At 53.8% G+C, this 23,517-nt stretch carries 23 protein-coding genes, 1 pseudogene and 1 riboswitch; of the genes and pseudogenes, 6 read left to right on the top strand and 18 right to left on the bottom strand.

The features are described from left to right. From PKH29_06170 to PKH29_06120, 11 genes are all read right to left on the bottom strand, one after another. Positions 1-504: hypothetical protein (locus PKH29_06170; GenBank protein ID HNX14423.1), on the bottom strand; the 504-nt coding region annotated here is incomplete at its 3' end. 58 nt (positions 505-562) lie between these two features. After that, on the bottom strand, positions 563-2,050 hold the full coding sequence (locus PKH29_06165; GenBank protein HNX14422.1) for a hypothetical protein: 1,488 nt from the start codon (positions 2,048-2,050) through the stop codon (positions 563-565). Between the two features lie 248 nt (positions 2,051-2,298). Then, entirely contained in the window at positions 2,299-3,492 is a 1,194-nt protein-coding gene (locus PKH29_06160; GenBank protein HNX14421.1) for a crosslink repair DNA glycosylase YcaQ family protein, read from the bottom strand. 233 nt (positions 3,493-3,725) lie between these two features. After that, entirely contained in the window at positions 3,726-4,856 is a 1,131-nt protein-coding gene (locus PKH29_06155) for a uroporphyrinogen decarboxylase family protein (protein ID HNX14420.1), read from the bottom strand. A 295-nt stretch (positions 4,857-5,151) separates the two neighbouring features. Further along, positions 5,152-5,769 (bottom strand): flavin reductase, encoded by a 618-nt coding sequence (locus tag PKH29_06150; GenBank protein HNX14419.1) that lies wholly within the window; start codon positions 5,767-5,769, stop codon positions 5,152-5,154. 118 nt (positions 5,770-5,887) lie between these two features. Next, positions 5,888-6,727: a glycerophosphodiester phosphodiesterase family protein gene (locus PKH29_06145; protein HNX14418.1), complete on the bottom strand. Its 840-nt coding sequence runs from the start codon at positions 6,725-6,727 to the stop codon at positions 5,888-5,890. A 46-nt stretch (positions 6,728-6,773) separates the two neighbouring features. Beyond that, the gene (locus PKH29_06140) at positions 6,774-8,111 is read right to left on the bottom strand and encodes an MFS transporter (GenBank protein HNX14417.1); all 1,338 of its coding nucleotides are present in this window, start codon (positions 8,109-8,111) and stop codon (positions 6,774-6,776) included. A 96-nt stretch (positions 8,112-8,207) separates the two neighbouring features. Next, complete coding sequence (locus PKH29_06135; GenBank protein HNX14416.1) at positions 8,208-9,449, bottom strand: hypothetical protein; 1,242 nt, start codon at positions 9,447-9,449, stop codon at positions 8,208-8,210. A 31-nt stretch (positions 9,450-9,480) separates the two neighbouring features. Next, complete coding sequence (locus PKH29_06130) at positions 9,481-10,449, bottom strand: ATP-binding protein (GenBank protein HNX14415.1); 969 nt, start codon at positions 10,447-10,449, stop codon at positions 9,481-9,483. Positions 10,450-10,477: 28 nt separating this feature from the next. Continuing rightward, a complete protein-coding gene (locus tag PKH29_06125; GenBank protein ID HNX14414.1) occupies positions 10,478-11,419 on the bottom strand; it encodes a DnaD domain protein in 942 nt (313 codons plus the stop codon). Further along, entirely contained in the window at positions 11,409-12,221 is an 813-nt protein-coding gene (locus PKH29_06120; GenBank protein HNX14413.1) for a hypothetical protein, read from the bottom strand. The genes PKH29_06125 and PKH29_06120 overlap by 11 nt, the downstream gene beginning before the upstream one ends. A gap of 144 nt (positions 12,222-12,365) precedes the next feature. On the opposite strand from PKH29_06120, the gene spoIID reads away from it, so the two are divergent. Continuing rightward, positions 12,366-13,424 carry a stage II sporulation protein D gene (gene spoIID, locus PKH29_06115; protein HNX14412.1) on the top strand — a complete coding sequence of 353 codons (1,059 nt, stop codon included), beginning with the start codon at positions 12,366-12,368 and terminating at the stop codon, positions 13,422-13,424. Positions 13,425-13,496: 72 nt separating this feature from the next. Here spoIID and secG read toward each other — a convergent pair whose 3' ends face one another. Next, positions 13,497-13,931 (bottom strand): preprotein translocase subunit SecG, encoded by a 435-nt coding sequence (gene secG / locus PKH29_06110; GenBank protein ID HNX14411.1) that lies wholly within the window; start codon positions 13,929-13,931, stop codon positions 13,497-13,499. A gap of 297 nt (positions 13,932-14,228) precedes the next feature. On the opposite strand from secG, the gene PKH29_06105 reads away from it, so the two are divergent. From PKH29_06105 to PKH29_06085, 5 genes are all read left to right on the top strand, one after another. Next, entirely contained in the window at positions 14,229-14,600 is a 372-nt protein-coding gene (locus PKH29_06105) for an anti-sigma factor antagonist (GenBank protein HNX14410.1), read from the top strand. Next, positions 14,551-15,015: an anti-sigma F factor gene (gene spoIIAB / locus PKH29_06100; protein HNX14409.1), complete on the top strand. Its 465-nt coding sequence runs from the start codon at positions 14,551-14,553 to the stop codon at positions 15,013-15,015. Before PKH29_06105 ends, spoIIAB begins: the two co-directional genes overlap by 50 nt. After that, on the top strand, positions 15,016-15,720 hold the full coding sequence (locus PKH29_06095) for a sigma-70 family RNA polymerase sigma factor (protein HNX14408.1): 705 nt from the start codon (positions 15,016-15,018) through the stop codon (positions 15,718-15,720). Positions 15,721-15,751: 31 nt separating this feature from the next. Beyond that, positions 15,752-15,882: riboswitch (TPP riboswitch) on the top strand. Positions 15,883-15,975: 93 nt separating this feature from the next. After that, positions 15,976-16,533, top strand: coding sequence for an energy-coupled thiamine transporter ThiT (locus tag PKH29_06090; protein ID HNX14407.1), 558 nt, complete (start codon positions 15,976-15,978; stop codon positions 16,531-16,533). 366 nt (positions 16,534-16,899) lie between these two features. After that, the gene (locus tag PKH29_06085) at positions 16,900-17,415 is read left to right on the top strand and encodes a hypothetical protein (protein ID HNX14406.1); all 516 of its coding nucleotides are present in this window, start codon (positions 16,900-16,902) and stop codon (positions 17,413-17,415) included. A gap of 234 nt (positions 17,416-17,649) precedes the next feature. Here PKH29_06085 and PKH29_06080 read toward each other — a convergent pair whose 3' ends face one another. The 6 genes and pseudogenes from PKH29_06080 to rplS all read right to left on the bottom strand — a co-directional run bounded on the left by PKH29_06080 (position 17,650) and on the right by rplS (position 23,502). Beyond that, complete coding sequence (locus tag PKH29_06080) at positions 17,650-20,637, bottom strand: DUF6067 family protein (GenBank protein ID HNX14405.1); 2,988 nt, start codon at positions 20,635-20,637, stop codon at positions 17,650-17,652. Between the two features lie 47 nt (positions 20,638-20,684). Then, on the bottom strand, positions 20,685-21,008 hold the full coding sequence (locus PKH29_06075; protein HNX14404.1) for a YraN family protein: 324 nt from the start codon (positions 21,006-21,008) through the stop codon (positions 20,685-20,687). A 72-nt stretch (positions 21,009-21,080) separates the two neighbouring features. Continuing rightward, positions 21,081-21,671: pseudogene (locus PKH29_06070) on the bottom strand (ribonuclease HII). After that, positions 21,668-22,510, bottom strand: coding sequence for a ribosome biogenesis GTPase YlqF (gene ylqF / locus PKH29_06065; protein ID HNX14403.1), 843 nt, complete (start codon positions 22,508-22,510; stop codon positions 21,668-21,670). The pseudogene PKH29_06070 and the gene ylqF overlap by 4 nt, the downstream one beginning before the upstream one ends. After that, the gene (gene lepB, locus PKH29_06060; protein ID HNX14402.1) at positions 22,507-23,064 is read right to left on the bottom strand and encodes a signal peptidase I; all 558 of its coding nucleotides are present in this window, start codon (positions 23,062-23,064) and stop codon (positions 22,507-22,509) included. Before lepB ends, ylqF begins: the two co-directional genes overlap by 4 nt. Positions 23,065-23,160: 96 nt before the next feature. Further along, entirely contained in the window at positions 23,161-23,502 is a 342-nt protein-coding gene (gene rplS / locus PKH29_06055) for a 50S ribosomal protein L19 (GenBank protein ID HNX14401.1), read from the bottom strand. Between the last annotated feature and the right edge of the window lie 15 nt (positions 23,503-23,517).

The following is a 23,517-nucleotide window of genomic DNA, read 5'->3' as shown; positions in this document are numbered from 1 at the left end:
CTTTTCCTGCTCAGAGATTCGTCCTTGATCCATATGTCTCGCATTGACGTCATTTGCGTTAATGGCGTCTATTACTGCGATGACCTCTTGCAGCTTTAATTCAGCACTCCTGAAGAGTTGGGGAAGTGTCGTAAACTCCCACATTTCCTCATCCGTCATATTTTTTGTCAGCTGTACCATCTGCGCGTCAAGCCGCTCGAATTCTCTGGTGCCGACATATAAATGAAATTCACTGCCGATATCATGAATCCAGGATTTTTCTTCTTTTGTATGCGAACACCAGTTCCAATCATCATCACCGGGGGGATCGGAACCGGTACTTGCCGGACTGTAAATATTACTTTGTTCGTCGCCGATGTGGTCGGTACCGGTATTTGCCGGACTGTAAATTTTACTTTGTTCGTCGCCGGTGGGATGGGAAACGGTACTTGCCGGGCTGCAAGCTGTGCAAGAAAACATGATCAGCAAGATGCTGAAGTTTATTAATTGAATCAATTGTTTCACTTGATTGCACCTTCGTTGTTGTTTTTTCGTTATTCGACAGTATGATCCGTCGAGCATTTTATCCGTAATAATACGCGGTTTTCTTGCCGATGGCGGTGTTCATCTCGTCGAGCATTTGATTCCCGCCGAGTGCGAGCATTTTTGCTTTGTAATCGTCCAAAACCTGCTGCACCGTTTGAGTGGGATCAATGATTGCATCGCGGCAGCATTTAAAATTTAAATTGCCTACATCCCGGTAATATTGACCGAAAGTATCCGACCGGATCCTTTGAAATTCCGCCGGAATTTCAACGAGCGAGCCGTTTCGGAGTGAATCGTCGAACATTTTGATGCGCGCTTTGTTTTTGGTGATGAGGGCAGCCCGATCCGTGCCGGTGTCATCGGCCGGACAGTAGATGATATTTTCGTCCGAAAAGGGGAAGAGCTGCGAAAGGCCGCTTGTCAGATTCGGCGTGCAGGGCTGCACGGATTTGCCTTGGGAATCTTTGGCCATCTTGATCGTGAGCGAGCCGTCGCTGTTTAAAATGTAGTTGTCCGGCGAGCCCAGCCAACAATTGAGGTAACTTTGCTCCGAGCCGAACAGCATATCAATCAGAAGATTGACGGTCTCCTGCGGCTGCGGGGTATCTTTGCCCAGTGCAAACCCGCGTGTGTTCGTGAATATGACCTGCGGGTATTCGGGATTCAGGGTGAGCAGTTCGGTGCAATTGCTGTCATCATTATAAGGAACGTATTCCGAGGCCAAAAGGCCGTAATCAAATGCCGATGAAGCCGAATCACTGCTCGTATAATTCAAAGCTTTGAGATAGTAAAGATTTCGCAGATACTCCAGTGCGCTGACTGCGGCGGGCTTGGTCAGCCAGTCCACGAGACAATCTTCTTTCGGATCGTAGCTGAACGGAGCGTATGAACTATCTCCCTTGTAAAGGCCGAAAGCGTTCAAAATATCCGTTACGTCAGATATCCCACAGCTGCCTGCGGGATATGCCGTTTTTTTGAAATAAGCCAAGGCGAATTCACGAAATGATTCGAGATCGGTCACGGTGATTCCGGTATCTATTATCGCCTCATTATGGATGATGCGGGCTTTTTGCACGCCCACGGAAACAGAAGCCGGGATCGCATAGATGTGACCGTCCGCTTCGAAAAGGGATTTGAAGTCCTCGGGCAGGGCGTTCCAGACAGGATTGTCGGCAAGATAGTCGTCCAGAGGCAGACAATAGCTGCCGATGGCATCGGTTTCATAGGATTGGATTGAGTACAGGCCCGAAATGGTTGTGCTGTTCGTTTCCCTTTTCGGGTTGACTTGAATGTCGACGCCGTACCGCCGCGACATCTCATCCGTCCATTTCTGCCTGGCCTCTTCACCGTTTACGTCTCCGGTCGCTTTGAAGAAATCGGACGCGAAGATATCGACGGATTTGGGGTAGTATCCCTTTTGCGCTTTCAGGGCATCCGGCAGCGAGGTTGAAGGCGTTGATGCGCAGGCAGTCAGAAGCAAAACGGCGGCAAATAATAGAGACTCCCCGATTTTTAACGGTTTCATAACCCGTGTTCCCCTTTCCGATGTTAAAAACGAAAAACAAAAGATCAAAAATCGAATATGACAATGTTAACCGATGGTGACACATCCATTGTACCATACAGTTTATGGCAAATTAAATGGGATTTCGTGTATTTTTTGTGAGAAAGGCCCTAAAAGCCAAAACCGGGCGGTTTAGACCCGGTTTGGTTTATATTGAGGCGGTATTTTCGTTTATGGTAACTCAGACAGTCGATTTTTTTGCGGCTTTATTACGAAACGGATAATTGATCATAATTCGACATTTCGTTGAATTTCGCGAAGCGGGCGAGGCGGGCGTTGACGGTGTTTGTCAGCGCCTTGGTCATTTTTACGCCGTCTTCGGGCCAGAAGCGATTGACCGCGAGACACTTGTTTTTGCGGTCGCAGACGGCTTCGATCCGGCCGATAAAGCGGCTGCCGTATATAATGGGCAGCACATAGTGCCCGTATTTGCGTTTTTCGGGCGGCGTGTAAATTTCCCAGGAGTAGTAAAAGCCGAATATGGTCTTGACGAGTTTACGATCCCATAAAAAATTATCGAGCGGAGCGATGAATTCGCAGCGGGGTTTGAGCTCCGGATTTTGCAGTACGGTGTTTATGATTGAGATATCCTCGCAACGGCAATACAAGGGTGATTTAATGCCTTCGACGGTGAGTTCGAGCAGTTTGCCCTCGGCAAGCAGGGCGGTAAACGCGCGGCTGCGCTCGCCGGCTGTCAAGTTCCAGATATTCAGCCAGGCGTCCGAAGGGCGGTCCCAGAGCATGCCGACCGCGCCGATGCGGCGCAGAATCCGCCATTTCAAGAACTCGAAATCGTCCGGGAGCGGCTCGGGTGCGTGCAGCAAATCCGATGGAAAGTACTTTTCGGCGGCGTCGTAATATTTGCGCGAGCCGTTTTTGTGGTGGATGATCAGGTCGCCGGTCGAATAAAGCTGTTCGAGCACCGAGCGGGAGAGATTATGCCCCGCGCTCCAGTGGATGGCCGACTGCCAGTAAAAATCGCCCTTGAGGCCGAGATCGTCGGAACAAACGGCGCCGTCTTTCAGCACCTTTTGATAGACGGTATCCAGCAGCGCGCGCATTTCGGGATAGCGGCTGACGTTGCGGCGTGCGGCCTCTTTAAAGCGCGTGAAATACGGCCATTCTTCAGAGGGGATGATCGAGAGATTTTTGTCGGGATAGTCGAGAAGCAGTCGATCTTTGTATAAAAGCTCCTCGAGAGTACGCTTTGTAAAGTTTTTGACGCGGGACTGGAGCACCAGTTCGGCGTTTTTGCCGCAGACGTCGACCGGGTCAAACTGGATGCAGCCGGACTGTTTGACAAAATCGAACGCGCCCTCTTTACCGATAAAGCGGTATTCGCCGATCAAGCCGTGTTTCAGTAATAAAAATTGTCTTGCCTGTAAATTGGTGAGTGTGATCACGGCCTGAAGCCCTTTCTTATAATGACATTTGTACCGAATGTTTTGTCAACGGTAAAGCCGGATTATTCAAACAGCAGGAAGGCGTGTTCTTCTTTTAGCGTTCCTTTTTGCCTCTGATTACTTTAAAACCTGTAAACCATGTCTTTGGACACTGTATAAACGATATCGGGCATGACATACGATCCGCCTTGCCGCATTGTTTACAGAACCCGGCGGGATTGTTTTTCACACCTTTAGTATCTATAGTTTTCTACGGTCTCAACGATGCGGGTGTAATTTGCCAAGGTGAGCGGGGACAGCTTCCTTCCGTACGGCGAGGCCGACGGCATCAGCACAAACCGGCTGCCTCCGCTCTCTTGTATCGCCGTCAGCACCTTCTTTTCCATCTCATCAGGGGAAAGCTGCTCAATGTCGCTGATCTCCAGGTTCCCGAACAGCACCAGCTTACCGCCGGTTTTCTCCCGAACCTCCGCCAGCGTCACATCGCCCTGGGGGGCCGGTTCAATCGGGTCAACGGCGGTGCAGCCCGTCTTCAAAATCAGGTCCAGCACGGCTTTCATCCGCCCGTGCTCATGCAGGCGCGGGAAGCCCCCCGTGCTTTTGATCAGTTTTGTGAGCGGGCGGTCGTAATTCACCACATAGCGCTCATAGAGAGCCGGCGGCAGATAGGGCGGAGTGGCGTACTCCGGCCCGTAAATTCTCCAAAGCCGGCCGGGCAGTTCTTTAGAGAGAATTTCAACTTTTTTCTCAATTAAAACCTGAGCGATATTCAGCGCCTGCTCAAACAGCTCGGGCGCGGTCATGGCGATGACCGTATAATCTTCCATGCTCATCAGCGCAGCGATCTCGCAAAGGGCATCGCTTGAGTCAATGAGCGCGATCCCCGTGTCACCGAGGACTTTTTCCGCCTCAAGCACCGGACGGCAGTCCGGGATTCCCACATTGCCGTCGTGCGGCAGATCGATCCATGCGCGAAGGTCGTCCTCGTCCTTGACAAAATGCTCTAAAGCCCAGACCGTATTGATGTCTTTATCACGCCGTGTGTGCTGCCGAAGCACCCTGTCCCCGGCTTTTATTTCGGTAATATTGTGGCGGCTGCCGTTCTCATCGTAATAGATCTTTGTGCTTGTCAGCTGATCGACGGCGTTTGGCTCATGATGAAACGCCACCGTTCTCATGGCGATCCGGTCCGTTCTGTCCCGGGCCAACTCTAAAAGCGGCCGCCATGACGGGTCGTTATAGATATTGAAGGGATCGGGGTTGTGAATATCTTCGTCTATGCCGTTGAGTTCATAAAAACAAACCGGCGGGCGGTCGGTCTTTTCTCCCCGCAATGTCGCCATCAGGCGGTCCCGTCTTGTCATGAAAAAACCTCCGTTATTTAAAAGGGTTAATCTATTTTTGACTCTCTGTGGAAACAGCGTAAAATCGTTCCGTAGGGGTCGGCGTCCCCGACGACCCGAGGGGGAATTGGGTAATAAATAAAAGTGAAGAGTGAAGAGTGAATAGGGAAGAAGAAAGGTACCGCGCGGCGGGATTTATATACCGTAGGGGCGGCGCGCAATCCATGTGATGGGGACTGGGAAGCCGCGCCCTACATGGCGATTACAAGGCGGGCGCCACGGCGGGCTGCAGCCCGTGACGCCCCTATGGGTTGGTTTATTGCAAGGGTTCAAAATCGGCGGCGCCGTGGCCGCAAATGGGGCAGATGATGTCCGGCGGCAGAGGATCGCCCTCATAAATCCAGCCGCAGATTTTGCAGACATAGCCCTTTTTCCTATTTGCCGCTTCCGGTTTGGGCTTGATATGGTCGAAATAATATTGATATGTGACCGATTCGCCGTCCGAGAGAATCCGCGCATCGGTGGTGTCGGCGACAAACAGGGTGTGGGTGCCGAGGTCCTTGGAGAAGGTGACCTTGCCCGAGAGCAGGGCGTTGGCGTATTTGGTCAGATAGAGCAATCCGTTTTCCGAGCGCTCGACTTCGGGAAAACCGGCGAATTTATCGGCGGTGCGGCCGCTTTGATAACCGAAACGCTTGTAAAGTTCAAACGGGGCGTCGGTCGTGAGCACCGAGACGTTGAACAGACCCGTTTCGGCGATCAGCTCATGGGTCAGAGAGTTTTTGTTGACCGTGACGGCCAGCTGCTTCGGCGTATCAGTGATCTGAATGACCGTATTGTTGATGCTGCCGTTTTGTTTCTGGCCGTTTCCGGAACTTAACAAATAGAGGCCGTAACTGAGTTTAAAAAATGCGGCATTTTGGAGATCAGGCATATGTCCACTCCTTTCGATTGAGTGAAGATGAAATTTTAAATTGCTGCCGATTGCTTTGATCGGTCCGAGATCCTTCGACCGCGTGCAGGATGACAATTAAAACGCTGCGTTTTAAATATCATTCGTCAATTCCGAGTTCCCTTTCATAGGTTTCAAAAATAATAGTATCAAAATTCTTTTGCGCCTGGGCGAATTGTTTGTCCCCGCGGGCTGTCCAGCCGACCATAAAAGGTTTATAAAATAGACGGCAGAGCCGGAAACCCAAAGGTGAAAGGTCAATAAACCGATAGGCGATAAAATCGGGGCGGGATAAGACATTGATCAACAGATGGCGAAGACCGAAGAGGCTGAAGGCGTTTAGGCCTTTAAAAATCAGCATGCCGGCAGAGAGCTGTCCCCGGATGACGTCGGGACGGTTCTTGCGAAACCATTGAACGAGAAACGGGCTGAAGGATTCTATGCACCAGTCGCCCTGATAGTTGTCAAAGAAAGCGCAGGTCTTTTCGCAGAGCTCGGGGCAACGGTTGCCCGAATAGGGTTTGATCTCACAGATAATCGGAACGCCGCCGAGGACTTCAAGCACTTCGGACAACAGCGGAATGTGCTCATCGGTGCCGCCGAACCGGTATTGTTTGAGTTCATCATATGTCAGATCAAGAATTTTTCGGTCGACACCGAACAGGCGCTTCAAGTTTCCGTCGTGCATGACGACGATCTGCTTGTCCTTTGTGAACTGGACATCGAGCTCGACACCGAGGTTGGCTTCCTTTGCAGCCTTGAATGCCGAAAGTGAATTCTCGGGAATGCCGTCGCCGTGCAGGCCGCGGTGGGCATATTTTCTGCCGCGAAATTTGGAGCAGTCCCGCTTTTTATTCGGAGCGATCATATATAAGACAAGAACAAATAAAAACAAACCAACCGCAAGAAGAATAATCAGGATTTTTAACAATACGGGCATTCCATGAGCCGTCCTTTTTTTAAATTGAATATTTAATTTTCAAATTTCAGTCCCCGACGTCGAGCATTTCGAGCTTTTCTTTCGCGGGCGCGGGTTTGTTGTCGCCGTGTCTGACAAAGATCATCGTGACGAACGACAGCGCCACAAAGAATGCGCCGTAGGGGAACAGCGTCCGGTAGCCGACATATTGGAGCAGATAGCCCGAGGCGATCGGGGTAATCGTCTGCGCCGCCATCGAGAAGGTGTAATAATAACCCGTGAATTGGCCGATGTCCGAGCCCTTGCACATTTCGACGACCATCGGAAGCGAGTTGACGTTGATGGCCGCCCAGGCCAGGCCGATCAGCAAAAAGAGCCCGTAAAGCACCGGGGAGAACTGATCTGTGATCAAAGTGAAGACATAACCGCCGAAGAAGCAGGAGGCCAGCAGCACGATGCCACCCATAATCGTCTTTTTCCGGCCGATTTTGGTGGCGAGCATGCCGATGGGGATATAGGAGACGATGGCGCCGACCGTCGCGATGGTCAGGCACAGACTCGCGCTGCCGAGCGACATGTTCCATTCCTGCGCGGCGTATTTGGTGAACGCCGTCGTGATGGCGTTATAGCCCATGAACCACAGCGCGATGGACGACAGAAGGAAGCCCATGCTGCGCCTGACGTCTCCGGGGAGCCGGACCTTTCCGGTCTTTTCGTCGGTGACGGTCAGGTTTTCCTCGGGGTGCAGATCTTCGTAGGCCTTGGTCTCGGCATAGAGTTTCGGCTCGCGGATGGTGAAGAACAAAATCGCCACCGAGACGACCATGATGGCCGAGACGATGATGAACAGGAGCTGATAATTGATGTGCGCAAGGCCTTCGGTGCGCTTTTTGGAATAGAGGAAGGTGGTCAGAATCAGATAGATGACGCCGCCGACCGCGCCCATCAGATTGATGACCGCGTTGCCTTTGCTGCGCAGCGGTTTGACGGTCAGGTCGGGCATCAGAGCGACTGCGGGCGAACGGTAGAGGCCCATCGAAATGAGCAGCAAGCCGAGCGCGATGATGAAAAAGAGCTTGAGATGATTGGTGGGCGCGGCAAAGTAGCTGTTGTCAAAGAAGGGCAAAAAGTTCATCAAAATGACCGCGAGCGCCGTTCCGATCAGGACGAACGGCATTCTGCGGCCGATTTTGGTGTTTACGCGGTCGGAAAGCGCGCCGAACAGCGGCAGCAAAAACAGCGCGAGCACGTTGTCCGCGGCCATGATGATGCCTGAAGGGCCGTCGCCGATGCCAAACGTATTTTTCAGAATCAAGGGGATGACGCTGTCGTACATCTGCCAGAACGCGCAGATGGACATAAAGGCCAGACCGATCAGAATCGTGCGTTTGTAGTTGAGCTTCATCATAATAACAGCCATCCTTTTCATAATTTGGTCTGAAAACTGATTATCAAGCTTTCCTCACGCGTATTCAATTTTCAGTTCGGGTTAATGTTTAAACTAAGCTTTCGCGACCTCCATCGCGATCTTTTCCCATTCGACCAGACGCTTGAAGTCATGCTTGACGGTGCTGACGTCTTTGAGGATGAATTCGACCGGGCACTTATTGCTCTCGGCGGCTTTGCGGATGTTTGTCAGATAAGCGCGGACCATATCGCCGTCGAAGGTCGGGGCCGCGAGATGCGCGGGGTTGGGTTTCGAGGAGAACACATAGTCACCCGCGATGGCGGCGGCGCCGACTTCCGGGGTGGTCCACGGGCTCATGCTGACTTTGCGGACGTTCGGGATCTTGCGGACCTGCGCCATCTTGCGGTCGAGCGGGTCGCAGCAGCCGTAATAAACCAGGCCGAGGTGTTTTGCCCACTCTTTGCAGTAGTCGACTTCAAACTCCTCAAACATCGCCGGGGAGACGGTCGAGAGCATCTGCGCGAGGCCGTAAGCCCAGGTGTCGCAGGCGCGCACGTGATTCGGATCAAAACCGGGCTTGGGCAGTTCGTCGACGAACGCCTGGGTGCAGTGGATGGTCTCCTGGCTGTGTCCGAGCAGTCCGCGCCGTTCAAGCTCGAGCAGGTTGCCGATATACATGTCGGTGAATTTGCGCATGATTTTATGAACGAACTCCGGGCGCTCCGCCATGTCGTACAGCGGGTTTTCGACGCCGCGGTACATCGACAGGTGGTCCCAGATGTCGTTCGGCGGGTTGACGCCGTTCAAAGCGACCGGAAGAATCCCGTCGAACAGCTCATGTGCCTCGGCGAGATGCTTCAGGGTCGATTCTTCGTTATAGACGATGGGCTTAGGGGTCAGAGCGTCGACGATCTCGTCGGTCTCGAGCTGGTCATGATAATAATGTCCGCGGACTTCGCTGCTCTCTTCGATGCTCGCGGTGTCCTCGTTGACTCTGAGGCCGAAATCGTGGATGCCGGAAATCTCCTTGGTGACGGTGAAAACGTCTTTGATGATCGCGTCGCCGGGGATATATTTGAAGCGGAATAACATCCGCTGCATCATCTTTTCGGCCCGCTGCCAATAGGGGTCGGAGGTGACGGCGCCGGTCAGTTCTTCCTGGGGGAATTCGTTCCAGGGCAGCTGGTCGATGATGACCATCGGGCGGATCGGCTTGAGGCCGTTCAGCGCTCTCCAGCCCTTTTCGCGCTCGATATTGACGGGGTCGCAGGCGGCCTCGTGGGTTCTTTTGGCGAGTGTTTGCAGCGCGGAGATCTCCTGTTTGGTGAGGTTCATAAAGTTGACCTTCCTTTCACATTGAAAGATTTCATTTATATTTTTTGATGATTCGGACATCTTTTCCGGTGAGCAGAAAATCGGCGTATTCACCCATGACGCGCGAGACCAGCCGGCGCGGGTAACGTTCGTCGAGTTCGCCGGGTTCGAGGTTGGTGCTGATGATCGTGGGTTTTCGGGCGAGCAGCCGGTCATTGACGATGGTGTATAACTGCGACTGGATAAAGGCGTTGAGGTATTCGGTGCCGAGGTCGTCGAGGATTAATAAGTCGCAGTTTAAAGCGGTTTTGAGCGTTTCGTTCTCCTCGTCGTTTGAAAAACGCTCACGGTCAAGTTGAGAAAACAGGTCGTTTGCGGGGATATAGGCGACCGAGAAACCGCGGGATAATACGACCGATGCGACCGAGAGGGCAAGATGGGTCTTTCCGAGTCCCGGCTGGCCCCAGAGCAATAAGCTCCTGGAAGCCGGAGAAAAGTTGGCGGCATAACCGCGCAGTTTGTTATAAATCTGGGTCATTCTTGCGCGCGGCGACTCTCCGAGTTTCGGGTCGGGTTTATCGTCGTAATAAGAGAGGTCGAATTCCTCAAAGGTATGTAACTTCATCGGTGAGCGGGCGTTCAGAGTTTTGGTGTTGATTTCGGCGATCAGCTTCTGAACGCAGCCGCAGCGCTTGCCGTCGGTGATGCCGGTGTCTTTGCAGACGGGGCAGGAAAAGATCGCATCAAGCCAGTTTTCGGGTTTTCCGAGGGCTTTTAAAAGTTTCTCCTGTTCGGCGCGAAGCGCCAAGGACCGGTCTTTCAGCGGGGGGAGATTGTCGGTGTTGCCGGATAAAGCGACCCGCACCATGGCGGCGGCAAGCTCACAATTTTCGGCGGAGATATCAAAAAAGCGCGAATTCAGCCGACGGCATTCCTCAAAACGCCGCTGCTGCTCGCGCAGATTCCGTTCGCGGACGGCGGCGAGTTCGTCCGCCGCTTTGCGCAGGATCTCCTCGTTCATCGTTCGCACCCCCAAGCTCTATTTTACATCAAACGTCCTTAATAGACAAGGCGTTTTTCAAAAATTCGCCGTTCGCCTCTTCGTCCGCCTTTTTGCGGGAGGTCTTCGAAAAACGGCTCTGTTTGAAGGTTTTCGCCTGCTCAAGGGTGGCGATTCCGTTCTCGCTCCAGTTATGTAAAATCTTATCAATGTATCGAAAATCCCTTTTTCCGGTCGCGAGCGCGCACTGGGAATAGGCCTCTGCGAGCATATCGCCGTCAAAACCGAGGACGGCGACCCAGTCGTTTGCGTATTCGCGCTCGCGGGCGACGAGATTTCTGCCGGTGACGTCGAGCGCCTTCGTGACAATCTCGTCGGCTCTCGACTGAGAGGCAAGGGCTTTGAGCTGTTCGTCGGCCTGCTGCTGGGTGACGATGCCGCGCTCTCCCCAATCCATCGCGACTTTCTTGATGTAAGCCATCGAGGTCTTTCCGACCGAGGCGCTGTAGCCGACGAGCAAAATCATCACGTCGACGGGAAGCCCCGAATAGTCGCATACCGAGATGGTCTGGGAGACCTCGTTCTGAGTGAGCAGCCGGCCGAAACACCGCTGCATCTGCTCGATCAGAAATTTCAATTCCTCATTTTCGCGGATGCGTTTCGCGGCTTCGTCCGAAGTCATGGCCGGAACCGCCGCGATGCTGGCCGGGAGCGGTTTTTGAACTGTTTTCTTCTGCTCGGGCAGTTCGGCAAAGGCGAGTTTTCCGCCGCAGCGCGAAAAAAGGCCGCAGTCGATCCAGTAGGCAAGCGCATCCCGGATCTCTTTGTCTTCGCATCCGAATCGCGCGGCCATCGCCTCCGACGAACCGCCGCCTTCGGTGAGCAGGGCAAAAAGAACCTTCAAAGAGAGCGCTCCGGCGCTTTTCAGGAAAGCGGAAGCGGGCTTCAGAAGTTCAAAACCGCCCGAAAAATTTACGATTTCATAGTTCAACGGCCGCCACCTCCGCCGACGGGTCATGGGATATAAACCTGCGGTCCAGCGTAAAAGAAAACCATACGGAATATAACGCGAAGAAAACCGCGAACAGAAAACTCGAAACGGGCATCGAGCGGAAGGCGTTGTTGTGATAAACCATCCAGAATACGATGTCCGAAACCGAGAACATCATCAGCGCCCCGGCGCAGGTGCGAAGTCCCGCGGCGTTTCGGCGAAGGCCGGCTTTTCCGGCCATTGTCAGATAACAGAAAGTCAGCGTCGCGAAAACCGCGGTTCCGAGCCGCGGAAGATAGAGTGAGATATCGGGCAGAGGAATGAAAAAGGTGCATTCCGAAACCACAAAGGCAAAGCTCCAAATCGCAGCGAAGGCGGTTGAAAGGCCTTTGAGCCCGGCTTTTTTCGAAGCGCCCGCGATAAAAAGCAGCGGGCCGGCCGCGAGGCCGAGGCAGGAGAAAGCCGTACGGGTCATCAAAAACGGGCCCTGGAGGACCGGGTCAAAATTTCCGAGCTGCGGTAAAAATTCGGAAAGAGAAACGAGCGAAACCGTCAAAACCGCGGCGCCGAAAAAGAAAAATTCCGGTTTGCCGGTGTTGAGCCACCCCGGTTCGGTCCGGAAGCGTTTTTTGCCGGTGAAAAACAACCAGAGCAGCGCCCCGACTGCGAGGAGCGCGTAGATATACCCCATGCCGTCGCGCAGCATGACCTGCGAAGTGCCGACGGCGCCGTAGGTGTTGACGGCAGTCAGCAGCGCTGCAAAGACGAGGCAGACCGCGAAGGTCATGGTGTTTTTTTTCAAACCGGACGTCTCCTTTCGATGAGAAACTCCGCGCATACCGCGGACAGGTTGTGAATATCTTTATTTTGTGGTCGGCGCGGCGACATCGTGTCGGAGCCGATCCGCAATTTCCGGGAAAACCGTGCGGGGAGGAAGAAAATCAAAATGAAAAAGCTGAAAACGGGCATTGCGCTTGCAGTAATCTGCATGGTCGCGGCTCCGCTGCTCGCGCAGGCAGTTTCGAAAATGGAGGAGCCGGCCGGAAAGATGAGTTCTTCGGAAATGACGACGGCATCCGATATTCCCACGATGTCGCAGTTCTTTGACGCGATTTATGCCGGTTCGAGTTCCCTGAATGCCTCACCCGCTTCGGGCGACGAGTCGGAGTACAAAGTCTTTTTGTCGGCGAGCGGAAAGGTGATCGCTCTGACCCCGAAGGCATATCTGCGCGGCGCGGCTGCCGCCGAAATGCCGCTCGAATACCCGGATGAAGCTCTGAAAGCCCAGATTGTCGCGGCGCATACCTATGCGGTGAGTTACAAGATCCGCGAGCGCAGCAGCCCTACGGCTTCGCTTGCCGGCGCCGATATCTCCGACGACCCGGCAGTCGGACAGGCGTACATCGGCGATGAGGAGATCAAAAAACTGTATCCCGATGACTGGGAGGAGCAGATCGCACGCCTTGACAAACTGGTTGAAGAGGTGGGTGATCTGATCATGGTTTACGAGGGCGAGCCGATTGTGGCGACTTATCATGCCATCAGCTGCGGCAAGACCGAGAGCGCGCAGAATATCTGGGGCGCCTATTCGCCGTATCTGGTCGGAGTCGACAGTTCCGGGGACGAGCAGTCGCCCGATTATCTGTCAAAAGTGATGCTTTCAACGGATGAGGTGAAAACAGCGCTTGAAAAAGCGGGATGCGAACTGCCCTCGGATCAGAAAAAGTGGTTTGAAGAACTTCTTCGGACGCCTGCCGGGTATGTCAGCGCCGCGAAAATCGGCGGGATTTCGCTGACGGGGCTGCAGCTGCGGGAACTCTTCGGGCTGCGTTCGGCCTGCTTTGAGGTGGCATATAAAAACAGCGAATTCACCTTTTCGGTCAAGGGCTGGGGGCACGGCGTCGGAATGAGCCAATACGGGGCGGGCGCGCTTGCAAAAGCGGGGAAGACCTATTCGCAGATTCTGAAGACCTATTATAAAGGAATCTCATTCTGCGAGCTGTGACACTCAAATTCAATTTACTGTAAAAGCGCCGCAGCGGGCAGGCCCGCTGCGGCGGCACTTTTTATGAACGGACTAACCCTGGCTCGAAGCGGTCGGAACCGAACTCGCGGCGCTTTCAACGGAGGCCGGAGCCGAGGCCGCGGTTGAAGAAGCGAACACGGCGCTGAGGGTGGACTCGAGCGCGGTGTCTCCGGAGGCCGAGGAAACAGTGCCGGACGCGGCGCTGCTCGCGGAGCTGGAAGTGTTTTTGGAGTTGTTGGACACATTGATGAAAATATTGATGGCGATCGCAAGCACGAACATCGCGACCGAAAGGATCTTGGTGATCCGGCTGAGCGCGGCTTCTTTGGTGCGGCTGCTGTTTTTGCTGTAATAGCTGTCGGATGTATCCGCCTCGAACGCATTGTTGGAGGTGCTTGCTCTCTCTTTTTGGAGCAAAATTACGACGGTGAGCACAATGGACACCACCAGCAGCAACCCGCCGATGACATATTCAAAAACGCTCATGAAAATTCTCCTATCTGTTGATGCTTCCTTATAAAAGGCGCAAGCGCTATTATAACATACCGCCCTTTTTTTTGCAAGTGTTTTGATTTTAAAAAGGCAAAATAATCGGGTTTTCGCCGAGCGAGAAAAGCAAAATACCCGCTTTCGGGGATTCGGATTTCGACAAGTTTTTCGCGCGGGCTGCGGTATGCTTTTATCAAATCAATCGGCGAGCGAGAGGAAGTTTCGCCTTTTGAAGTGCCGTGATGCGGTAATCGACAGGCGAAGCACCTCCGAAACAAAGAAAGGGAGATAGAGATGCTGATTAAAATTGCGCTCGATAGGGTGACTGTCTATCTGAGCGGGGAAATTGACCACCACGAGGCCGCGCGGTTTCGGCCGCAAATCGACGACGCGCTGATGCGCAAACGCCCCGCGGAAGTGGAGCTGGATTTTTCCGACGTGACCTTCATCGACAGTTCGGCCATCGGACTGGTGATGGGGCGGTTTCGCGTGATCGAGGCGTGGGGCGGCAAAGTGGCTGTCAGCGGGCTGACAGCGCGCCAAAAAAGGGTGATGAAACTGGCGGGGCTGGATCGGATCGCGGAATTTCGGGAAAGTGAGAAAGGGGATAATACCAATGAAAGTGATCAACAAAATGCGTCTGACGGTTCCGGCCAAGTCGGTTAACGAGAGTTTTTTGAGAGCGATTGCCGGCTGCTTCGCGGCGCAGGCCGATCCGCCCTGCGACGTCATTTCGGACGTCAAAACGGCGGTGAGCGAGGCAGTGACCAACTGCATCGTTCACGCCTATCCGAGCAGTTCGGGTGAGATCGTCATGGCGGCCAAACTGACTTCGGACGGGGTGCTTTACATAAAGATCTCGGACAAGGGGCGCGGCATCGCCGACGTCAGGCAGGCGATGGAGCCGCTGTTTACCACGTCGACAAGCGGTGAGCGCTCGGGACTCGGGTTCACGGTGATGCAGCAGTTTTCCGACGGCGTCGCTGTACGCTCCAAGCCCGGCAGAGGGACTTCCGTGACCTTAAAGAAACGGCTGATCAGTCCGGACGCCGAAAAGAAGTCCGACAGGAAAGGGCGTTAGGTGGCAGGGTCGGAAAAATTGAAGAGCAGGGCAAACGAAAAGTTCCGGTCGCCGCAGCGCGAGCTGCTGATTACCGAAAATCTCGGCCTTGTCCGGGCGGCCGCGTACCGTTTTCGGGGGCGCGGAATCGATTATGACGATCTGTTCCAGGCCGGATGCGTGGGATTATGCAAAGCGGCGGACGGATTCGAGTCCGAGCGGGGGCTGCGATTCTCGACTTACGCGGTGCCCGCGATTCTGGGAGAGATCAAACGCCAGTTCCGGGACGGCGGTTCAATCAAAATCGGACGGGCTTTAAAGCAGCTTTCGATGAACGCGCTGCGTGCGCGCGAGGAATATTGCCGCGAAAACGGCTGCGAGCCGACGGTGTCGGAACTCGCGGTTTTGCTCGGCGTGGAGCCCGAGACGGCGGCAGACGCGATTCAGGCCGCCGCGCCGACGATCTCACTGACGGTCAGCAACGAGGAGGACGAGGAGAGCCAGCTGGACATCCCCGTGCCGTTCGAGGAGGAACAGCTGACCGACCGCCTGTCGCTGATCAAGGCGATGAAGGAGCTTGAAGAAGACGACCGCGAACTGCTCCGGCTGCGTTATTTTTGCATGCTGACCCAGACCCAGGCGGCGAAACGGTTGAAAATGACCCAGGTGCAGGTCTCGCGCCGCGAAAAAAAGTTATTGACGTCTCTGCGAAAAATGTTGGGTTGACATTTTTACGGATTGTGATAAAATGAATTTACAACTGCATTGGGGTGCCGACGAACGGGTCGGCTGAGAGCGGGTCCCTTGCCCGAAACCCATAGGCCGTAAATTTACGGCCTTGAACCTGATTCGGATAATGCCGACGGAGGTACATGCTCAACGCAATGACTTGTAAGCCGTCGATATTTTATCGGCGGTTTTGTTTATTCATTTATCAACATGATCACGGAATGCGGTTGAAAGTTTGAAAGGATGTTTCCTATGGCAATGCAAAAAATCAGAAACAAAAAGCTGCTCGTGCTTGCCGAAGGCGCCGTCATGGTCGCGCTGTCGGCGGTGCTGAGTTTGCTGCGCATCCCGGTCGGCCCCGAGGGCGGCTCCATCGACTTCGCGATGATTCCGTTGATGATCTACGCGCTGCGGCGCGGGGTTTTTTCGGGGCTCATGGCGGGCGCGGTGGCCGGTATGATCCAATATTTCAACGAGGGGTACGCGGTCAACATCTGGTCGCTCATCATGGATTATCCGCTCGCGTATATGATGGTCGGGCTGGCGGGGCTGATGATGCTCAAAAAGAGCGCGGGCGGCTGGGCGCTCGGCGCGGTCATCGGCGGATTCGCGCGATGGCTCGTCCACATCGTCAGCGGCGTGGTCTTTTACGCGAGCTTCGCGGCGCCGAAGGTCTGGTTTATGCACACGCCGACGGTCTGGCTCTATTCGGCGGCCTATAACGCGCTCTATATGATTCCGGGCATCGTGATCGCGGCGGCTGCCTGCGCGGCGCTCGCAAAACCGTTATCCAAAGCGCTGATGGAGTAGGGAAATTCGGAATTCAGAATTCAAAATCAAGAATTATGGCGTAGGGGCGGCCATTGGCCGTCCGAGTTGCAGGGGTCGGCAACCTTGTCCCGCCGCGCGGATTTCGCTTCCCTACAAATATGAATCCAACCACCGCTTCAGGCGGAAGATGAATTGCATAGCAATTCTGCCCCCATTCCTGCGGGAACGGCGCAGCCGTTACTGAATACAAGGGAGGCAAGAATGTCTGCACGGCCACCGCGCAGGCGTAAGAAAAATTGAGCGGGCGGAGCTTTGAGCTTCCGTCCGCTTTTGTTTATAGGTATGATCTTGACGAAACTCTACTTCGATGGTAATATATACCATAAACGGAGGGTTCATCATTTTATGAAAAAGCCAATTAAAATTACGGCAATCATATTATCGTTATTACTGATCATCGGAGCATGTACATGGAAGATCTATTTCAGCTCATTCAAAACACTGTGGTACAGTCCCTTTCATAATGTTGTTTTCAAAATGACCATAACATCCGGCGCAAGTTATCCGACATATTATTATTTACTGGAGAGTAACGGGGTTTTACAATATGCAAAAGGTCAATGTATGAATAGTCGTGATATACGTTCCAAGGAATCTCTGATTTCAACCGATTTTACGGGAAAGAAAAAGCTGAGTATTCAAAATGCAGAATACATAATGAGTTTGCTTAACAGAGTTGAAGAAAAAGGGCCAAATGTGGAAACATTTTGGAGTGACGGCGATTATAATGTAATACTGCTTTATAAGGATGAGGTTTATATATCAAGCCTGTCATCAGGCAATGCAGATTTGAGAGCATTCAGTTTTGCAACAATTAATATAACGCAAATGCAATTGGATTATAGTAAGGTCCTTTTTTAAAAGCGATAACTGTTGCTTACGGGTCGTCAAGGATGCCGACCCCTACATATTCAAAAAGCGTTTTCGATCAGGGTGATTTCGTCGCCTAAAATCTCGACGATGTCGAAACAAAACGGCATTTTGCGGCAGCTTTGGGACAGCCGGCGCATGGCGGCTGCTGCGCGGCGCTCGCGAAGCCGTTATCCAAAGCGCTGATGGAATGAGAAATTGAAATAATGAATTTGAAAGCGGCGGTCATCCTTTTCGGATGATGATGATCTTCCCTTTATTCGGTTCAATGCCGAGCGGTTTGCTGAAGTCGAACGGTTCTTCATCCTGATAATCTTGAATAAACGGAATTGTGATGCGGTCGGATTCGGATACGTTGAGTTTTGCCCAATCGATATCAAAACGGACAGCGGCCGATTCTTTTTCCCATGATGCGACAGCAATCATGCAGCGGTCTTCCCCGACGAAGGCGGTCGCCTTAAGCCTGTCACTGTTTGTTTTGACAGGGCAGTCTTCATCCCACCATCCCAGCATTTTTGTGCCCTGCATGCCAAACCGCTTCCACAATTCCCACACCGGCACAGGGTTCCCTCCCTGCTGCCAACCGTACCGCGCCGTCATACCGAAGACCATGCCGCGCCAGCGGTTGCCGCCGGCCGAAAGCATGTCACCCATCAGGCCGAAGGGTATGCCGCTGACTTCCGCAAGCCAGTATTCCGGAGAGGTATTTTCGTAGTCATAACCTTCGCCCAGCCAGAGACTGTCGATGCCCGGCATCAGTTCCAAATACTGAATGATCGGATTCGCCAGCCCGTACAGCGGATTATAGTTATTGCCCGAATGGAAATCAATCAGGCAGCCCGGCTTGGCCTGATCCAGCGTTCTGCGCACCCGCTTCATAATTTGACGATCGTATCCGACACCGTCGAGATAGATACCATCGAAATCATTTACCTTTATCAGCCATGAAAGTCCTTCAAGATAATAGTTGTGCCATCTGGACAGCCCTGTCGCAGCAATCGCACTGTCGTATTCGCCGTTCGGCAGCAGCGCCTGCCATGCCGGAACGAAACCCTCGGTCAGGTGCTCGCAGAGCCAGGGCGCGCCGGTCATCCGCTCGTCGGGGGAATCGGTAAAATGGTCCGCGATGCGGAAATTCGGGCTGTCCATCAAAATCTCGCTGCCCAGCGCGCGAAGCACGGGCAGTTCCGCGGCGTGATTGGTCAGTTCCCTCACGGTGTAATAAATCTTATACCTCAGGCCGGTATCGTGCGCTTGCTTTGTCTGCAGGGAAAGGTTGTCCGACTGTTCGAAGGGATAGTTGATGAACGGATTCAAAGGCCCGCCCTGGTGCAGATTTATGATCGCGGCACCGACTTCTTTCGCCTCTTCGATATCGGGTATTTCGTTATTCCATGTATCTTTGTGGTAATACCTGTGCTGCCAGTGCATGTCGGTGTCGATCGGTTTTAGCGGTGTGATGAGAAGCGAAAAACGGAACAGAACAGGCATTCCGGCTTTTAACGTAAATCCGCCGGTAAACGCATGGATCGTCGGGTTGCCGCCTGTTTTTTCCAACCTGACCCCGCCGTTTCCGCCGTTGGCCCACGAAGCGGGAACGCCTTGTTTTTTGAAATTATACAACTCCCAGACGTCTTCGTTGTGCTTCAATTTAAGCGACAACCCGGCATACACGTTTCCGACCCACAAAAAATTGTTCGCGTATTGTTCGTCCCACCTGTAATCCCATTCCTGCGCGGTAAGACCGCCCTCGTATCCCATACCGGCCATGTATTTGGCGGCATCCCCGGGCATGGCGATATGCAGACCGCCATCATCTATGAGGATGTCTTCGGACGAGACGAGCGTAATATATGTTTCCGCGTGTCCGTCATACTCCATAACCGTTTTTGTTTTCATTGATATATTGCCGCAATTCAGTTCCGCGGCTGCTTCGGCTTTGGTATCATTGATGCTCTTGACACTGTATTTTTCCTGTATAAAAGGAAGGACTTTTCCGCCGGCAGCGACTGAAAACCCGATTGGTTCGGAAATCACGTCTCTTGCCCGTTCGGTGATGTCCGTGGCGTTGTTGTTATAATATGTTTTGATCGACAACGGCAATGCGTTTGCGCCGAATGTCACGCTTCTGCCGAGGCAGGTGACTGTGTCGCCCCTGACAACGACCGGCGTGTATGGCTTGACGGTGCTTTCTTCCAGCCCGATTCCGGAGTTCAACCACCTCAGACGCGACAGCCGCCAAAGATCGGCATCTCCGCGCCGAGGCAGATTTTCCCTGCTGATGTCCAGCTCAACCGATATTTTTTCTTTTGATGCACGACCGGTGCCGATCGAAACATCAAAACATATTTTATCCGTAAACCCGGCCTCATCCGTATATTTCGGGATGTCAACGCCGACCCAGAGCGGCAGGATCTCCCCTTTTCGAACGGACAGGGTTTTGGAAAACCTTCTTCCCAGCCAGTCGGTGCCGTGCGTATTAAAACAGGTCAGCCTGCCGGTGTCAAACGTATCGCTTTCAAATTCCGCTTTCAGGCATTCAATGTCTTTCAGCGCGTAAACCGCGGCCTGAAAGACATAGTATTCGTCTGAAAAAGCGCTGCCGTTGAAATGACTTTTTACCCCTTCCCGCGTAATCCATTTTTGCGGGAGGTCATAAAACATCATGACGGGGTTTTGCCTGTCTTCGGTAAATATTAAAAAATCCTTCTCACGATGGAGTTCAATCAGCTCATTTGTCTCTTGTTCCGAAGCGATCACTTCCATTGAACCGAACAGATCAAACGCCGTACGGCTCTCTATGGCAAGTGCCTCAGCGCGTTCCGGGCAATCCGGCAGGGAAGAGGCCCAGCTTTTGTCCGCCTTTAAATCCTCAGCCGGCATATATCGCACAAACGGAGTATACCAGTGCCTTCCTTCAATGACAAACGGCATAAAGTATATGCCGTATTCACCCGTCATCGGCGCCCTGAATACGATCCTGCAGTTTTCTCTTGTGTTCCCTAGAATTTTGATATCCGTAATTTCCGCATCCGTAACGAGGTGTTTGATCCGTACACCGATCTTCCATGGTTCAGCGTCCCGTCTCCTCCACTGAGCCTCTGCCATGACATAATCCGCGGCCTTTGATACCCGCACAATCAGCCGGTGATTCCCGAAACCGTTTTTCAGCGGCCAGGATTGCGCGGCAGGTCTTCTGATGATTTGGTTCATCGGAATTCCTCCTGTCGTTTTTTAAGAACCGGCATCATGCCGGCAATTCAGAACGCGTTTTCGATCAGGGTGATTTCGTCGCCTAAAATTTCGACGATGTCGAAACAAAACGGCATTTTGCAGCCGCTTTGGGACAGCCAGCGCATGGCGGCTGTTTTGAGGCGGTTTTGCTTTGCCGGAGTGACAAAAGCCGCGGGGCGCTCGATAGAGTCGGCGGCGCGCTGTTTGACTTCGACGATATGTACGAGGGCGTTGCGCTCTGCGACGATGTCCAGCTCGCCCTCGGTGACTTTGAAATTGCGGGATAAAATCCGAAAACCGCTGTGTTCGAGAAAGACGGCCGCCGCGTCTTCGCCCAAGGCGCCTCTCACGGTGGCGCCTTTTGCGCCTTTGCTTACGGCGGCGCCTTTGGCGCCTTTGCTTGCGGCGGGGTGCTTTTCTTCCAAATTCTTTAAAAAGGTCCTGCGGTGGAGTTCGCAGGGGCCGAGATCGGCGAGGGCGTCGTAATGCGCCTTGACCGGATAGCCGAAATGCTGCTCGAATCCATAGCCCGGGTATTTTTCCGCCATCGCGGTCATATAGCGGTCACGGCTGACCTTGGCCAGGATCGAGGCCGCCGCGACCGAGGCCGATTTGCCGTCTCCCTGCACGACCATGCGGCAGACCCCCGCGATCTTCGGATGGCGGTTGCCGTCGACCAAATAGATGTCGGGAATGACCGACAACTGCGCGGCGGCGCGGCGCATCGCGAGCAGCGAGGCCTCGAGGATGTTCATCGCGTCGATCTCTTTTTCATCGGAAAAAGCGACCGCCCAGTCGAGGGCGTTCGCGGTGATCTCGTCATATAAAACCTCCCGCCGTTTGGCGGTCAGTTTTTTGGAGTCGTTTAAAAATTCCGGCTCGAATCCGGCCGGAAGCACGCACGCGGCGGCATAGACCCGACCCGCCAGCGGGCCTCTGCCCGCTTCGTCGAGCCCGCAGACGACGGGGAAACCCTCGCCGCAGACCGCTTTGTCGAATTCATAGAGCGTCATGGCTTTTCGAAAGAGACGGGGCCGAGTTTACCCCCGCGCAGTTCGTCGAGCAGCATCACCGCGCAGCGCTCGTAATCGGGCTCGCCGCCCCGGATTATCATGCCGCGCTTTTTGCAGATGCGGTCGAAGAGTTCCAGCGGCGTGCCGGAGAGATCAACTTCATAACGCGCTTTCAGCGCTTCGGGTTCGGTTTGGGAGAGGTATTCGAGCATTTTCAGCGCAAGCCCGGCGGTATCGAGCACCGCGTCTTTGATCGCGCCGGTCAGCGCAAGGCGGACGGCGGCTTCTTTGTCTTCGAATTTCGGCCAGAGCACGCCCGCGGTGTCCATGAGTTCGAATTCACTGTCGACCGTGACCCACTGACGGGCGCGGGTGACGCCGGGACGGTCTTCGACGCGGACTTTTTTCGTGCCGGCGAGCCGGTTGATCAGCGCCGATTTGCCGACGTTCGGAATGCCGCAGACCATCATCCGGACGGCCTTCGTCATACCTCTTGCCGCGTCTCTCGCGCGCTTTTCGGCGAGCAGCGAGAACGCGGCCGGCTTGATGCTGTTGATGCCGTAGCCGCTCTTGCAGTCGGTGATGACCACGCCGAGACCCTGCGACCGGAATTTTTCGGCCCAGGCGAGGGTGATTTTCCGATTGGCGAGATCGGATTTATTCAAAAGAATCAGCCGGGGTTTTCCGGCTGCGATGGAATCGATGTCGGGATTGCGCGATGACAGCGGCAGACGCGCGTCGAGCACTTCCGCCACCAGATCGACGATTTTGAGCTGCGCTTCGATCTCGCGGCGGGTCCTGGTCATGTGACCCGGGTACCATTGGATATCGGGTGTCATGAGAACTGTGAAGTCACTTTGTCAACGGGGTAAAACCGCAAAACGACTTTTCCGATGACCGCGCTCAGTTTGATCATTCCGATCTCGGTATAGCGGCTGTCGTAGGAGTAATTGCGGTTGTCGCCCATGACGAAAATGTATCCCTCGGGCACGATGACGGGGTAACTGACGCTGCCCGCCTCGTTGGTCGGGCCCGACACGTAGGCGTCTTCGAGCGCGATATCATTGACGTAGACCTTTCCGGCCGCGGCGTCGACGACGATTTTGTCGCCGGCAATGCCGATGACGCGTTTGATCAGCGGTTTGTGGAGCGTGTTTACCTCAAAGACCGCCACGACGTCGAGCCGCTGCGGTTCATAAAAGATGTTGGCGGCAAAGACGCGGTCGCGGTTTTCGAAAGTCGGGACCATGGAGTCGCCGTCCACGACCGCGTAGCGAAACAGCAGCATCAACACCACCACCAGCACGGCGGTGACTTTGACCATGCTGAGCATGAAATCGGCTAAGTTGTAGGAAAATCCGTATCTCGGTTCGCTTTTGGCGTCGTCGTTCATCGTTTTGTCCGGTTCCCTTCAAGGATTTCGGCCGACAGTACCGTAAAACAGCCGAATATGACAACTGCGGAGACGACGTCCCCGCAGTGTTTGTTTTTAAAGTTTTTCTTTGATCTTTGCGGACTTGCCCACACGGGTACGCAGATAGTAGAGCTTGCCGCGGCGGACGGTGCCTTTGCGGACGACTTCGACTCCCGCGATGTTCGGGCTGTGAATCGGGAACACGCGCTCGACGCCGACGCCGTAAGAGATGCGGCGAACCGTGAACGTCTCGGAGATGCCGCTGTTTTTGCGGGCGATGACCGTGCCTTCAAAGGCCTGGATTCTCTCGCGCTCGCCCTCTTTGATCTTAACCGACACGCGAACGGTGTCGCCGATGGAGAACTTGGGCGGCTCGGCCTTGAGGCAGGAATCCGTCATTGTTTTAATGAGATCCATGATGTTTTTACCCTC

The sequence above is a fragment of the Oscillospiraceae bacterium genome, assembly GCA_035353335.1.
GTDB lineage: Bacteria > Bacillota > Clostridia > Oscillospirales > JAKOTC01 > DAOPZJ01.
Note: the sequence above shows the minus strand (reverse complement) of the source record. Positions and strands in the feature narration are given on the sequence as shown.

Excerpts from the sequence above, each read along its gene's own strand:
- PKH29_06165 (HNX14422.1), bottom strand. The coding sequence starts at position 2,050 with ATGAAACCGTTAAAAATCGGGGAGTCTCTATTATTTGCCGCCGTTTTG.
- PKH29_06155 (HNX14420.1), bottom strand. The coding sequence starts at position 4,856 with ATGACAAGACGGGACCGCCTGATGGCGACATTGCGGGGAGAAAAGACC.
- PKH29_06150 (HNX14419.1), bottom strand. The coding sequence starts at position 5,769 with ATGCCTGATCTCCAAAATGCCGCATTTTTTAAACTCAGTTACGGCCTC.
- PKH29_06145 (HNX14418.1), bottom strand. The coding sequence starts at position 6,727 with ATGCCCGTATTGTTAAAAATCCTGATTATTCTTCTTGCGGTTGGTTTG.
- PKH29_06140 (HNX14417.1), bottom strand. The coding sequence starts at position 8,111 with ATGAAGCTCAACTACAAACGCACGATTCTGATCGGTCTGGCCTTTATG.
- PKH29_06135 (HNX14416.1), bottom strand. The coding sequence starts at position 9,449 with ATGAACCTCACCAAACAGGAGATCTCCGCGCTGCAAACACTCGCCAAA.
- PKH29_06130 (HNX14415.1), bottom strand. The coding sequence starts at position 10,449 with ATGAACGAGGAGATCCTGCGCAAAGCGGCGGACGAACTCGCCGCCGTC.
- spoIID (HNX14412.1), top strand. The coding sequence starts at position 12,366 with ATGAAAAAGCTGAAAACGGGCATTGCGCTTGCAGTAATCTGCATGGTC.
- secG (HNX14411.1), bottom strand. The coding sequence starts at position 13,931 with ATGAGCGTTTTTGAATATGTCATCGGCGGGTTGCTGCTGGTGGTGTCC.
- PKH29_06105 (HNX14410.1), top strand. The coding sequence starts at position 14,229 with ATGCTGATTAAAATTGCGCTCGATAGGGTGACTGTCTATCTGAGCGGG.
- spoIIAB (HNX14409.1), top strand. The coding sequence starts at position 14,551 with ATGAAAGTGATCAACAAAATGCGTCTGACGGTTCCGGCCAAGTCGGTT.
- PKH29_06090 (HNX14407.1), top strand. The coding sequence starts at position 15,976 with ATGGCAATGCAAAAAATCAGAAACAAAAAGCTGCTCGTGCTTGCCGAA.
- PKH29_06085 (HNX14406.1), top strand. The coding sequence starts at position 16,900 with ATGAAAAAGCCAATTAAAATTACGGCAATCATATTATCGTTATTACTG.
- PKH29_06080 (HNX14405.1), bottom strand. The coding sequence starts at position 20,637 with ATGAACCAAATCATCAGAAGACCTGCCGCGCAATCCTGGCCGCTGAAA.
- ylqF (HNX14403.1), bottom strand. The coding sequence starts at position 22,510 with ATGACACCCGATATCCAATGGTACCCGGGTCACATGACCAGGACCCGC.
- lepB (HNX14402.1), bottom strand. The coding sequence starts at position 23,064 with ATGAACGACGACGCCAAAAGCGAACCGAGATACGGATTTTCCTACAAC.
- rplS (HNX14401.1), bottom strand. The coding sequence starts at position 23,502 with ATGGATCTCATTAAAACAATGACGGATTCCTGCCTCAAGGCCGAGCCG.